At 59.6% G+C, this 12,910-nt stretch carries 10 protein-coding genes; 1 reads left to right on the forward strand and 9 read right to left on the reverse strand.

The annotated features are described in order from the left end of the window. The first annotated feature begins 265 nt into the window (after positions 1–265). Positions 266–1,084 (forward strand): 2,5-didehydrogluconate reductase DkgB, encoded by an 819-nt coding sequence (gene dkgB / locus H4J77_RS14130; RefSeq protein ID WP_182249033.1) that lies wholly within the window; start codon positions 266–268, stop codon positions 1,082–1,084. 27 nt (positions 1,085–1,111) lie between these two features. On the opposite strand, the gene H4J77_RS14135 is transcribed toward dkgB, so the two are convergent. The 9 genes from H4J77_RS14135 to H4J77_RS14175 form a co-directional block, all read right to left on the reverse strand. Then, positions 1,112–3,067 carry an acetoacetate--CoA ligase gene (locus tag H4J77_RS14135; protein WP_182249035.1) on the reverse strand — a complete coding sequence of 652 codons (1,956 nt, stop codon included), beginning with the start codon at positions 3,065–3,067 and terminating at the stop codon, positions 1,112–1,114. After that, positions 3,064–3,972, reverse strand: coding sequence for a hydroxymethylglutaryl-CoA lyase (locus tag H4J77_RS14140; protein ID WP_182249037.1), 909 nt, complete (start codon positions 3,970–3,972; stop codon positions 3,064–3,066). Before H4J77_RS14140 ends, H4J77_RS14135 begins: the two co-directional genes overlap by 4 nt. After that, positions 3,969–5,930: an acetyl/propionyl/methylcrotonyl-CoA carboxylase subunit alpha gene (locus tag H4J77_RS14145; protein WP_404940786.1), complete on the reverse strand. Its 1,962-nt coding sequence runs from the start codon at positions 5,928–5,930 to the stop codon at positions 3,969–3,971. Before H4J77_RS14145 ends, H4J77_RS14140 begins: the two co-directional genes overlap by 4 nt. Before the next feature lie 18 nt (positions 5,931–5,948). After that, a complete protein-coding gene (locus H4J77_RS14150) occupies positions 5,949–6,749 on the reverse strand; it encodes a gamma-carboxygeranoyl-CoA hydratase (RefSeq protein WP_182249041.1) in 801 nt (266 codons plus the stop codon). Positions 6,750–6,971: 222 nt separating this feature from the next. Next, the gene (locus H4J77_RS14155) at positions 6,972–8,579 is read right to left on the reverse strand and encodes a carboxyl transferase domain-containing protein (RefSeq protein ID WP_182249043.1); all 1,608 of its coding nucleotides are present in this window, start codon (positions 8,577–8,579) and stop codon (positions 6,972–6,974) included. Positions 8,580–8,771: 192 nt separating this feature from the next. After that, entirely contained in the window at positions 8,772–9,935 is a 1,164-nt protein-coding gene (locus H4J77_RS14160) for an isovaleryl-CoA dehydrogenase (RefSeq protein ID WP_182249045.1), read from the reverse strand. 55 nt (positions 9,936–9,990) lie between these two features. Further along, on the reverse strand, positions 9,991–10,368 hold the full coding sequence (locus H4J77_RS14165) for a MerR family DNA-binding transcriptional regulator (RefSeq protein ID WP_182249047.1): 378 nt from the start codon (positions 10,366–10,368) through the stop codon (positions 9,991–9,993). Between the two features lie 306 nt (positions 10,369–10,674). After that, positions 10,675–11,535 (reverse strand): DUF5677 domain-containing protein, encoded by an 861-nt coding sequence (locus tag H4J77_RS14170; protein ID WP_182249049.1) that lies wholly within the window; start codon positions 11,533–11,535, stop codon positions 10,675–10,677. Between the two features lie 102 nt (positions 11,536–11,637). Then, positions 11,638–12,345: a HEPN domain-containing protein gene (locus tag H4J77_RS14175; RefSeq protein WP_182249051.1), complete on the reverse strand. Its 708-nt coding sequence runs from the start codon at positions 12,343–12,345 to the stop codon at positions 11,638–11,640. Positions 12,346–12,910: the final 565 nt, after the last annotated feature.

The following is a 12,910-nucleotide window of genomic DNA, read 5'->3' on the forward strand; positions in this document are numbered from 1 at the left end:
TCCTTGGCTGAGATCAGCCGCCAGAGGTTCCCAGAATTGCTATCCACTGTTTAATGACTCGCTTGCCTACTGATAAATTCCATCGCGGGGTGATTTAGCCCCGGATGTGACTCGGCGGAATTATTGCCGCCAACGCCGGTCTCTTGCATACCACTTGCATTGGCGCGCTGCCCGCAATGGTCGCCGCTGCACTGACTTTGCTCAGTCAGCGCCTGGACCGCAAGCGCACCGCAGATACAAGCAATACCATCGAGAGGGCCGCATTATGAGCACGACTTCCAACCTCAGCATGCCACCCATTGGCGTGGGTACTTTCCGCCTCAAGGGTGATGACGCCTACCAGGCTGTAAGCACCGCACTGGAGCTGGGTTACCGGCACATCGACACCGCACAGATTTATGGCAACGAGCAGGACGTAGGACGCGCCATTGCCGACAGCGGCGTCGCGCGCGACGAGCTGTTTGTCACCACCAAGATCTGGACCGATAACTTCACCGAGGACAAGTTGATACCCAGCCTGCGTGAAAGCCTCGACAAGCTGCAGCTCGATCAAGTCGATCTGACCCTGATCCACTGGCCGTCGCCCAAGGGTGAGGTGCCCATGCAGGAATATCTGGGCGAACTGATGAAGGCGCGCGAGCAAGGCATGACGCGCCTGACCGGGGTGTCCAACTTCACTATCGACAATCTGAACGAAGCCTTCGAACTGGTGGGGCCGGATAACATCGCCACCAACCAGGTGGAGATTCATCCGTTCCTGCAAAATCGCAAGATGGTCGAGTTCGCCCGCGAGCAGGACCTGCATCTGACCGCCTATATGCCGCTCGCCGTGGGCAAGGTGATGAAGGACAAAACTCTGGATCGCATCGCTGAAGAACACGGCGCCACGCCACCGCAGGTGGTCATGGCCTGGCTGATGTTGCAGGGTATCGCGGTAATTCCGTCTTCCACCAAGCGCCTGCACCTGGAGAGCAATCTGGAGGCCGACCGCGTGCAGCTCACCGCCGATGACCTGAAGTTCATCCGCGAGCTGGACGCCGGTGAGCGGATTGCCAATCCCGACTTTGCCCCCGAGTGGGACTAAGCCACTGGTAGGCGACGCCTTGCCTGCCTAATCAGCCAGCGCCGGTAAATCCCGAAACAGCGCCAGCGCCTCGGGATTGGCCAGCGCGTCGGTATTCTTCACCGGCTGGCCGTGCACTACGTTGCGCACGGCCAGCTCGACTATTTTGCCGCTCAGGGTGCGTGGAATATCCGCCACCGCGATGATCTTTGCCGGTACATGACGCGGCGTGGCATTGCTGCGGATCACCTTACGTATCTCGCTGGCCAGTGCCTCATCCAGCGATACGCCATCGCGCAGGCGCACAAAGAGCACCACGCGCACGTCATCCTGCCATTGTTGCCCAATGGCCAAGGATTCCAGCACCACCTCGACCTTTTCTACCTGCCGATAGATTTCCGCCGTGCCAATACGCACGCCGCCGGGATTGAGCACGGCATCCGAGCGACCGTGAATAATCAGGCCGCCGTGGGCGGTTTCTTCCGCGTAATCGCCGTGCGCCCAGACGCCAGCAAAGCGCTCGAAATAGGCCGCGCGAAAACGACTGCCGTCTTCGTCCTGCCAGAAGCCGAGCGGCATGGACGGAAAGGGGCGGGTGCAGACCAGCTCACCCTTACCCATACTCACCCGCTGCCCCTCGTCACCCCAAACCTCAACCGCCATGCCCAGCCCTTTGCTCTGCAACTCGCCACGCCAGACCGGCAGGGTCGGATTACCCAGAGCAAAGCAGGAAACAATGTCGGTACCACCCGAGATCGACGACAGGCACAGATCGGTCTTGAAACAGCGATAAACGTAATCAAAACCTTCGTGCGCCAGCGGCGAGCCAGTGGACAATACGGCTTTCAGGCGGCTCAGTTGGTGTGTGCGCCGGGGTTCGATCCCAGCCTTCTCCAGTGCGGCCAGGTACTTGGCACTGGTGCCAAAAATGCTGATGTCCTCGGCGTCGATCAGATCGATCAAGCGCTCAGGCGCGGGATGAAACGGTGAGCCATCGTACAGCACCAGGGTAGCGCCCAGCGCCAGACCGGAGACCAGCCAGTTCCACATCATCCAGCCGCAGGTGGTGAAGTAAAAGAGCACATCATCACTGCGCAGATCGGTATGCAGGCCATGTTCCTTCAGGTGCTGCAGCAGGGTGCCGCCAGCACCATGCACGATGCACTTGGGCACGCCGGTGGTACCGCTGGAATAGAGTATATAGAGCGGATGATCGAAGGGTAGGGCGGCGAAAACCGGCTCACCACCGGGCGCACAGGCGCGGCCCCAGGCCACAGCAGGCACCACGGATTCAAAGTCCGTGGTGACAGCGGGCACGCCGCCGTAGGGCACCAGAATCAACTGCTGCAAGCCTGCGAGCTGCGGCAGTATCTCGCGCAACTTGCTGCTCATATCCAGCGTCTTGCCAGCGTAGCGGTAACCACTACAGGCGATCAGTACCCGTGGTTTGATCTGGCCGAAACGGTCGACCACGCCCTGGGTGCCAAAGTCCGGCGAGCAGGAGGACCAGATAGCGCCAAGGCTGGCGGCGGCGAGCATGCCCACCACTGTCTGCCAGGTATTGGGCATCAGCGCGGCGATACGATCACCGGGTGCCACGCCCAGCGCCAGCAGATGCCGTTGCAGGCCAGCTACGCGCGCGGCCAGCTCGGCGTAGCTCAATTGCTCGCGCTGCCCGTCTTCGCTGATGGCCACCAGCGCCGTGTGCTGGTCACGTCGGCGCAGCAGATGCGCGGCGAAATTCAGCTCGGCGCCGACAAACCACTCCGCACCGGGCATGGCCTGCGAGTTACGCAGCACCTGCTGCGGCGGCTGACTGAAATCGACCGCAAAGAACTCGGCCAGCAAGGACCAAAACGCCGCCGACTCATCAATGCTCCACTGGTGCAGCGCCCCGTAATCGGCCAACGCCAGCCCGTGGCGCTGATTGACCAGACAGCGGAAGGCATCCATCTGCGTGGCCGCAACCCGCTCAGCTGACGGCGACCACAGCGGCGTGCTCATGCCTGCTCCCGCGCCAGCAGCGCACGCGCTACCCGCGAGCCGTTATCCTTATCGAGTACGTTGCAGATATGCTGCCCGGCCTGCACCAGTGCCGCCATGTCGATGCCGGTTTGAATACCCAGGCCGTTGAGCAGATAGAGCACGTCTTCAGTCGCCACATTGCCGGTAGCGCCTTTGGCGTAGGGGCAACCGCCGAGACCCGCGACCGAACTATCGAATACCCCCACGCCTTCCAGCAAGCTGGCGTGGATGTTGGCCAGCGCCTGACCGTAGGTATCGTGAAAGTGTCCGGCCAGCAGCTGCCGGTCGATATCGCGGCCAACCACCTCGATCAGCCGCCGGGTTTCACCGGCGGTGCCGACACCGATGGTGTCACCCAGCGAGACTTCGTAGCAGCCGCTATCGAGCAGCTCACGGGCGATGGCCGCGACTTGCTCGGGCGCTACTGCGCCATCAATGGGGCAGCCCAGCACGCAGGAAATGTAACCACGCACCCGCACGCCGTGCTCCTTGGCTGACGCCATCAGCGGCGCAAAGCGCTGCAGACTCTCGGCAATCGAGCAGTTGATGTTTTTCTGTGAGAAGGCCTCCGAGGCGGCGGCAAAGACCGCGACCTCTTTCACCCCAGCGGCCAGCGCGGCCTCAAAGCCCTTGAGGTTGGGCGCCAGCGCGGCGTAGGTCACGCCGGGGCGCTGCGCAATGGCGGCAAAGACCTCGGCCGAACCAGCCATCTGCGGCACCCACTTGGGCGAGACAAAACTGCCGACCTCGATATAGCTCAATCCGGCAGCGCTCAGATCATCCACCAGGCGCACCTTGTCGGCCACACTGATCGGCTGTTGCTCGTTCTGCAGGCCATCGCGCGGGCCCACTTCAACCAGGCGAACCTGTTGTGGCATGGTCATTCAAGAATCTCCTCTCGCTTGGGCTCTGGCAGCGCCTGCAACTCAATCAGCGTCCGGCCTTCTTCAACCAGATCACCTTCGGCACAGCCCAACGCTATAACTTCGCCCGCGTACGGGGCACGAATACTGTGCTCCATTTTCATCGCCTCGAGCACAACCAGCAAGGTGCCAGCCGCAACCTGCTCACCCACACGCACAGCAACTCGCACGATACTGCCGTTCATCGGTGCCGTCAGGCCACCTTGCGGCGCCTGCGCCTGCTGCGCGGCGCTGATCGGATCAACGCGGGTAAGCTCACGCAACTGTCCGCCCCAACCGAGAAACAGCCGTTCACCACGGCGCTGCAGCGGGTAGCGCTGGCCTTGCCACAGCAGCTGATCGCCCTGCAGCAGCGCATCGTCCACCGGCAGCGCGCGCCGGGTCTCTTGCTCGCAACGCAGATGCAGCGTCTGGGCGCTCGACAAGCCGAGGCGCAAGCCGTTGTTGGCCGCCCACGGCAAATGCGGATCATCGCTGCGCGCGGTAGACGCTTCACTCAGCAGCCAGGCCCGCGCGGCCAACGCCCAAAACGCGGCGGGCAACTCGGCGGGTGGCGGCAGCAAGGTGGCGGCATGGCGGGCGATAAAGCCGGTATCCAGCTCGGCAGCGGCAAAGGCCGGGTGCGCCAGTACGCGCTTGAGAAAGGGCAGGTTGCTGCGCAGCCCGCCGATCAATTGTTCATCCAGCATCGCCAGCAGGCGCAAACGCGCGGTTTCGCGGTCCTCGCCCCAGGCAATCAGCTTGGCCAACATGGGATCGTAGAAGGGCGAGACGCTGTCGCCCTCGCTCACGCCGCTATCCACCCGACGCCCTGGCCCGGCAGCCGGTTCGCGATACAGGGTCAGCGTGCCGCTGGCTGGCAGAAAGTCTTGCTCCGGATCTTCGGCGTACAGCCGCACCTCGATGGCGTGGCCATGCAGCGGAATCTGCGCCTGGGTCAGCGGCAACGGCTGGCCGGCCGCAACGCGCAACTGCCAGGCGACCAGATCCTGCCCGGTGATCGCCTCGGTGACTGGGTGCTCGACCTGCAGCCGGGTGTTCATCTCCATGAAGAAGAAGTCGCCACGCGCATCAAGCAGAAACTCTACCGTGCCGGCACCGACATAACCGATGGCCTGCGCCGCCTTGACCGCTGCCTCACCCATACGTTGGCGCAGCTCGGCAGACAGGCCGGGCGCGGGCGCCTCTTCCACCACCTTCTGATGCCGCCGCTGGATCGAGCAGTCGCGTTCATGCAGATAGACCGCGTTGCCCTGGCTGTCGGCAAATACCTGTATCTCCACGTGACGCGGTTGCAGCACGTACTTTTCCAGCAGCATGCGTGCATCACCGAAGGACGCTTTGGCTTCGCGCTGCGCCGAGGCCAAAGCATCGGCCAGCTCGGCGGGAGCCTCGACCACCTTCATGCCCTTGCCGCCGCCACCGGCGCTGGCCTTGAGCAGCACCGGATAGCCGGCAGCCTCGGCGGCGCGGGCGAAGGTGTCGAGCTGCTGATCGTCGCCGTGATAGCCCGGCACCAGCGGCACACCGGCCTGCTGCATCAGCGCCTTGGCTGCCGACTTGCTGCCCATGGCATCAATGGCACTGGCCGGCGGACCGACGAAGAGTAAACCGGCCTGCTCACAGGCGCGGGCAAAGTCGGCATTCTCCGAGAGGAACCCGTAGCCGGGATGCACCGCCTGCGCGCCGCTGTGCTGCGCGGCGGCGATCAGCGCCTCGATCCGCAGATAGCTGTCTGCTGGCTTGGCGCCACCCAGGTTCACCGCTGCGTCGGCTTCGCGCACATGCCGCGCGTGACGGTCGGTATCGCTATGCACCGCCACCGTGCGCAGGCCCAGCTCGCGGGCGGTACGCATGATGCGGCAGGCGATTTCGCCGCGATTGGCAATCAGCAGGGTGTCGATCATCGGATTATCCATGGTGGTGTTGGTCGGGGCTCAAGGCTTGGGCGGCAGCCAGGCGGGATCGCGTTTCTGCAAAAAGGCGTTGAGCCCTTCCTGCCCCTCGGGGCTGACACGAATACGCGCGATGGCGGCCTCGGTGTAACGCCGCAGTGAAGTGCTCATCTCACCCTGCTTTACCTCTTGCAGCAGCGCCTTGGTCGCGCGCATGGCCTGCGGGCTGTTTTGCAGCAGGCGATCCAGCCACTGCAGCAACTCATCCTCCAGTTCCGCCGCCGGATAACACTCGTCCAACAGCCCCAACTCGCGCGCGCGCTCACCATGAAAACGTTCTGCCGTCAGCGCAAAACGCCGCGCCGCACGCGCGCCTATCGCCTGCACCAGGTAAGGGCTGATCACTGCCGGCAGCAACCCAATGCGCACCTCGGACAGACAGAAGGTGGCCTCCTCCGCGCCAATCGCCATATCGCAGCAACTGATCAACCCCAGCGCGCCACCAAAGGCCGCACCCTGCACCACCGCCAGCGTCGGCACCTTGAGCTGCGCCAGACTGGCCATCAGCTGCGCCAACTCGCGGGCGTCATTCAGGTTGGCGTTGTAATCCAGCGCCGCGCAGTCACGCATCCACTCCAGATCCGCCCCGGCAGAAAAGTGATTGCCCCGCCCACGCAACAGCATAAAACGCACCGTCTCATCCGCCGCCACCTCATCCAGCGCCTGCAACAACTCGCTGATCATTAAGGCGTTGAAGGCGTTGTTCTTTTCCGGCCGGTTTAGCCACAGGGTGGCTACGCCTTTTTCGGTGAGTTCGAGTTCGACTGTCTGGTAACTGTTCATGTTGTTCTTCTCGATGGGAGCCTGGTTTCACACGGCGGCTTGTTTCTGTGCGGCGGCCGGGCTGGAAGCCTGAAGCTAGAAGCTGGAAGCAGCTCGTGCAGCGGTTGAGCTATACGTGGGCTTACAACTGCGATGCATGCCAAAACACCTAAAACCCCCGCATCGCGCGGACTACTTCCAGCTTCTAGCTTCAGGCTTCCAGCTGGCGCGCTATGCGCGCCACTACATCCGAAACACCCCAAAACGCGTGTCTTCGATAGGCGCATTGAGGGCCGCCGATATCGCCAACCCCAGCACATCCCGCGTCTGCGCCGGGTCGATCACGCCGTCGTCCCAGAGGCGGGCGCTGGAGTAGTAGGGATGGCCCTGTTGTTCGTATTGGTCGAGGATCGGCTGACGCAGGGCGTCGGCCTGCTCGGTGCTGAAGGTATCGCCGCTGCGTTCGGCCTGTTCCTGCTTGACCTGCACCAACACCCCGGCGGCCTGCTCGGCGCCCATTACCGAGATGCGCGCGTTGGGCCACATCCACAGAAAGCGCGGGTCGTAAGCGCGGCCACACATGCCATAGTTACCCGCACCAAAGCTGCCGCCGATAATTACGGTGAACTTGGGCACGCGCGCGCAGGCCACGGCAGTGACCAGCTTGGCGCCGTGCTTGGCGATGCCGCCTTCCTCGTACTTTTTGCCGACCATAAAGCCGGTGATGTTCTGCAGAAACAGCAGCGGAATACCGCGCTGGCAAGCCAGCTCGATAAAGTGCGCGCCCTTCTGCGCCGACTCGGCAAAGAGGATGCCGTTGTTGGCCAGAATTGCCACCGGGTAGCCGTGCAAATGCGCGAAGCCACACACCAGGGTGGTGCCATAGAGCGCCTTGAATTCATCAAAGGCGCTGTCATCCACCAGCCGGGCGATCACCTCGCGCACATCGAAGGGTTGCTTGGCATCGGCAGGAATAATGCCGTACAGCTCCTCTGCCGGGTAACGCGGGGCGATGGGCGCGCGGGCATTCAGCTCACCCTGCTTACGCCAGTTCAGATTGCTGATGCAACGGCGGGCGAGGGCCAGGGCGTGCTCGTCGTTCTCGGCGTAATGGTCCGCCACGCCGGACGTACGGCAATGCACATCGGCACCGCCCAAGGCTTCGGCACTGACCACCTCACCGGTCGCGGCCTTCACCAACGGCGGCCCGGCGAGAAAAATGGTCGCCTGCTCGCGCACCATGATGGCTTCATCCGCCATGGCTGGCATATAGGCGCCACCGGCGGTACAGGAGCCCATCACCACGGCGATCTGCGCAATGCCCTGCGCGCTCATGTTGGCCTGATTGAAAAAGATGCGGCCAAAGTGCTCGCGATCCGGGAATACCTCATCCTGTCGGGGCAGGTTGGCACCGCCGGAATCCACCAGATAAATACAGGGCAGGCGGTTCTGCTGCGCGATGGTCTGCGCGCGCAGGTGCTTCTTCACGCTGAGTGGATAGTAAGAGCCGCCTTTCACGGTCGCATCGTTGGCGACAATCATGCACTCCACCCCCTCGACCCGCCCGATCCCGGCAATCACCCCCGCCGCTGGCACCGACTCGCCATACACCTCATGCGCTGCCAACTGGCCGATCTCGAGAAAGGGTGAACCCGCATCCAGCAGCGCATCCACCCGGTCACGCGGCAACAGCTTACCCCGCGCCAAATGCCGCCCCTGCGCAACCTCACCACCGCCTTTTGCAATGCCTGCCAGCAGGCTTTGCAGCTCGCAGACCAGGGAGCGCATGGCGTCGGTGTTGGCTTTGAACTCTGGGGAGGCGGGGTTGATCTGAGTTTGTAGGATCGTCATTGCATGACTCCCCAGCTGGAAGACGGATGGCCGCCCCCTGGAAGCTGAAAGCTTGAAGTAGTCCGGGAGCGCTGCAAAGCCCGTTGGTTAGCCGCAAGCCTTGAGCAGGCAAGTACGACGCACGCACTGACACCCGAAATCCAAGCCCCCTCCGGGCTGCATCTAGCTTCCAGCTTCCGACTTCCAGCTTGTTCACCGCGTCTCATTAAACAACTCCCGCCCAATCAGCATGCGCCGAATCTCACTGGTGCCGGCACCGATCTCGTACAGCTTGGCGTCGCGCAGCAGGCGGCCGGTGGGGTAGTCGTTGATGTAGCCATTGCCGCCGAGAATCTGGATGGCGTCGAGCGCCATGCGGGTAGCGGCTTCGGCGGTGTAGAGGATGACCCCGGCGGCGTCCTTGCGGGTGGTTTCGCCGCGGTCGCAGGCTTGCGCCACGGCGTACAGATAGGCGCGGCTGGCGTTCAGCTGGGTGTACATATCCGCCACCTTGCCCTGAATCAGCTGAAACTCGCCGATGCTCTGGCCGAACTGCTGGCGGTCGTGAATATAGGGCACCACCACGTCCATGCAGCTCTGCATGATGCCGGTCGGGCCGCCGGAGAGCACCACTCGCTCGTAATCCAAGCCGCTCATCAGCACCTTAACGCCGCCATTCAGCGCGCCAAGCATATTCTCCGCCGGTACTTCGACGTTATCGAACACCAGCTCGCAGGTGTTGGAGCCGCGCATGCCCAGCTTGTCGAGTTTGGGGCTACGCGAGAAACCGGGAGAATCGCGCTCGACGATAAAAGCCGTCATGCCGTGCGCGCCTTTGTCCGGCTCGGTCTTGGCATAAATCACATAAACGTTGGCGTCCGGCCCGTTGGTGATCCACATTTTGTTGCCGTTGAGCACGTAATGGCCGCCGCGCTTATCGGCGCGCAGCTTCATGCTGACCACATCCGACCCGGCATTCGGCTCGCTCATCGCCAGCGCGCCCACATGCTCACCGCTGATCAGCCTGGGCAGGTATGTCGTCTTCTGCTCCGGCGTGCCGTTGCGGTTGATCTGATTCACACAGAGATTGGAGTGCGCCCCGTAAGACAACCCCACCGAAGCCGAACCCCGGCTGATTTCTTCCATGGCGATCACATGCGCCAGATAGCCCAACCCGGACCCGCCGTACTCCTCAGGCACGGTAATACCTAGCAAACCCAGATCACCAAAACGCCGCCACATATCCTGCGGGAACTGGTTCTCCCGGTCGATCTCCGCCGCACGCGGCGCCAGCTCGGCATTGACCAGATTGCGCGTCTGATCACGGAGCATCTCGATGGTCTCGCCAAGACCGAAGTTGAGCGACGGGTAATGCATGATTCCACCTGCTTTTATTGTTGTTGTTCAGTCCAAAGCGATGACTAACACCAGACTAGAGCGTCTGCGCCAACGCCGCGCGGCACCGATCTTCAGCGGTATCCAGTTCAATCTGCATCTGTTCAATATCGAGCAACTGCTGCGCCAACTGCGTACGGCGCTGGGCAATCTTCTGCATAAAGGTTTCCAGCTGCTTGCGATTGCCGTGACTGGGGTCGTACAGCTCAATCAGCTCCTTGCACTCAGCCAGCGAAAAACCAATGCGCTTACCACGCAAAATCAGCTTCAGCGTCACCTTATCCCGCGCGCTATAAACCCGCTCCAACCCCCGCCGCTCAGGGCAGAGCATGTCCTGCTCCTCATAAAAACGAATCGCCCGAGTGGTGATATCCAGCTCACGGGCGAGGTCAGAAATGCTGTAGGTCTGGGTCATGGGTCGTCTTTGGTGACTGCTTTACGTTAACGTAAAGGTAAGCTGGTTAATACTGATGCGTCAAGCTGGAAGCTGGAAGCTGGAAGCTGGAAGCTGGAAGCTGGAAGCTGGAAGCGGTCAGTGTGATCTGCCGTGAGTGAAGCTGGTGGAAAACCAGGGGTCAAATGAACATTTTTGCGTAATTAAAGTTCATCTAACCACCTATATTTAAAACTGAGACCTCAAGTGCTTTTTGCCAATTCACAATTTGGTCTTTTTTCATTAACGACAGAGCTCGGAGCGGGGAGCGTCCCTTGAAGCCATTGGTTAGACATTTGAAGCACCGTGCTTTTCATAGAAGGCATCTTGAGTGCGAGCAAACTCTTCGTGGAACACCCCTGCCTTCTTTTCAACTTGCACCAAGGCCTCACCCACCTCATGGTTTCTCGAATCGATTCCCGTTGCATAGACAAGAGCACGCCAACACAGAAAAAGTATTGCTGTCTGAGTGGTAGCCAAACGAGCGTAATGCGCCCTCTCCTGTGCAATTCGGACTGCTGGCTCTCTGTGCGCCCTATCCCAAACGACGTCAATTGCCGTTTGATCTGCATGAATAAAATGACTACTTAGGCCATAACTATGCAATAGGCTTTTATACCCTCGGAGATCTAGTCCCGGCTCGCTAAACTCGGCAAGTGTTCTGACGATCTCCGTAAACGACCACTTTTGCTTAATGGGGTTACGCTTTGATTTTGGCCAACGCAACCGAAGCTCTTCTTCTCGTTCTACTGATAAAATTACCCCCCCAATTAATGTTAGAGAATCCACATCTTCATTAGAACCTACAAATTGCTTGGCCTTCTCCGATCGCTGAATATCCGCAATCTCATTTAGGGCCACGCTGTACTCATAGATTAATTCCGACCGTTCTCTCTTTCGCGCCGAGCTCACGAAAATGAACCGTGTCGCGCACTCAAGAGCGGCCCTCATTATGATATCGGAATCCCAAAGCTTCCACTCCTGAAGCAACACGTTCAGTGACTGGCATCGTTCTGAATAATAATGAAGTTGAGCTAATGCGAAGTTACGGTAATCTTCGTCACAGGCAGCCTCATGATCCAGAACGCTTTTTATTTCGTCCCGGATCATTGAATAGACAACAAGTGACTCTCTAAGTAATAGCTGCATATATGTCCAACAATTAAGCTGGCGGGCAGCCAAAAAGCTTAGCTTTGGCTGTCCCGCGAACGATATGAGCAACAGTTGAGCGCATTGTAAGGCGTCGCCGAGTCATAGCGTTTGAGCTATTGCATTTAAGCGAGAGATATAAATTTTTACTCGCCTGTTTCCTGCGATAACTGACTTAAGAAATGCCCCTGCGTCATGAATGTCGTGGACGCCGCGACCTAGATTTTGATTCGGGCAGTTGGCGCCCGTAACTACGTCAGAAAGGCTCTGGTTCATTATTAATTTTGCATTTTTACTCTGGTGAGCAATAAAGTTTCTAATGGAGCGCACAGTGTCAATGAGCTTAGAATCTGAGTCGTTCATATTAATTATTCCATTTTTAAGGGGCGCAGCCACCCACTCATTGCAGCGCTGCTTTAAGATATCAACGCTCTTGAAAGTTAGATTGTAATTGTCTGGATCTAGCATTTTTTCGAGATCATCGATCTTGATGTGTTTTACCGAGTTAAATGGGGTGCGTGAGTTTGCCCACGGGCCAAACTTTTGTTGTATGGACTGGGATACTCTTGATGCTAGGTCGCCTTGGTATTGAGAGAAATCGCGATTTATATAAGCAAGAATCAAATCGGAAATGAAGCACTCAAAAGCTACATATGCGGAATGGAGTGTAGTTTCAGCTAGCACGCTGATATCACGCTTTTCGTGCGGCGTACCTTTCAGCGCTGTTTCGACGCGATCAAAATATGCTAGCCGTTCTGTTACAAAAACCGAGAACTCGTTTTTAACATCTTGCGGATTGATTTTGCGCATAGGTTTTCTTTTTTTGCTAACAGTGGTTAGATCAGAATTCTCGACATAACACGCTTTGGGATTGGTGCACTTCTAACAAGAGCCTCATACATATCCATGTCTTCCATGCTCCACCTCTGCTCATGTCTGCGTGTTATATCGAATGCATTAGGTATTCAAGCCCGCAGCTGATGGTAGCGGGTCGCTAACCAGAGTGCAGTTGATAGCATAGTGCTACAGTTTTTTTGCGCTGCCAACCTTAGTGCACTGGCGGTATTTGGGGCCCGCAAAGAGGTATCGGTTGCTTTAGCGGTGGCGTACAAATAGCGGAATGCACGGACCCAATCCCCGTCTGCACGGGCGAGTAGCGCAGGGTTGGCGGGAGAAAGGCGCTTGCGGTGTCTGAGCGAAGCGAGTTTGCAAGCGTCCCCGCCAGACCGAGCAACGCAGCGAACCCGAAGGGCCGGGCAGTTGGGGTGGCCTAGGGGGTGTCGGGGGAAATGGCCAGGCATTTCCCCTGACTCGCCATCAGGGCGAAAGGCTGATCACATCAACCTACCGAGAAGTTAAGGATGTGCGCGCTATC

It is taken from the genome of Pseudomonas sp. 5Ae-yellow, assembly GCF_014077575.1.
Taxonomy (GTDB): Bacteria; Pseudomonadota; Gammaproteobacteria; order Pseudomonadales; family Pseudomonadaceae; genus Halopseudomonas; species Halopseudomonas neustonica.

Bases quoted from the DNA above. Each gene is read 5' to 3' on its own strand.
- H4J77_RS14150 (WP_182249041.1), bottom strand. From the start codon at position 6,749: ATGAACAGTTACCAGACAGTCGAACTCGAACTCACCGAAAAAGGCGTA.
- H4J77_RS14135 (WP_182249035.1), bottom strand. From the start codon at position 3,067: ATGAGCACGCCGCTGTGGTCGCCGTCAGCTGAGCGGGTTGCGGCCACG.
- H4J77_RS14170 (WP_182249049.1), bottom strand. From the start codon at position 11,535: ATGCAGCTATTACTTAGAGAGTCACTTGTTGTCTATTCAATGATCCGG.
- H4J77_RS14145 (WP_404940786.1), bottom strand. From the start codon at position 5,930: ATGGATAATCCGATGATCGACACCCTGCTGATTGCCAATCGCGGCGAA.
- H4J77_RS14175 (WP_182249051.1), bottom strand. From the start codon at position 12,345: ATGCGCAAAATCAATCCGCAAGATGTTAAAAACGAGTTCTCGGTTTTT.
- H4J77_RS14165 (WP_182249047.1), bottom strand. From the start codon at position 10,368: ATGACCCAGACCTACAGCATTTCTGACCTCGCCCGTGAGCTGGATATC.
- H4J77_RS14160 (WP_182249045.1), bottom strand. From the start codon at position 9,935: ATGCATTACCCGTCGCTCAACTTCGGTCTTGGCGAGACCATCGAGATG.
- H4J77_RS14140 (WP_182249037.1), bottom strand. From the start codon at position 3,972: ATGACCATGCCACAACAGGTTCGCCTGGTTGAAGTGGGCCCGCGCGAT.
- dkgB (WP_182249033.1), top strand. From the start codon at position 266: ATGAGCACGACTTCCAACCTCAGCATGCCACCCATTGGCGTGGGTACT.
- H4J77_RS14155 (WP_182249043.1), bottom strand. From the start codon at position 8,579: ATGACGATCCTACAAACTCAGATCAACCCCGCCTCCCCAGAGTTCAAA.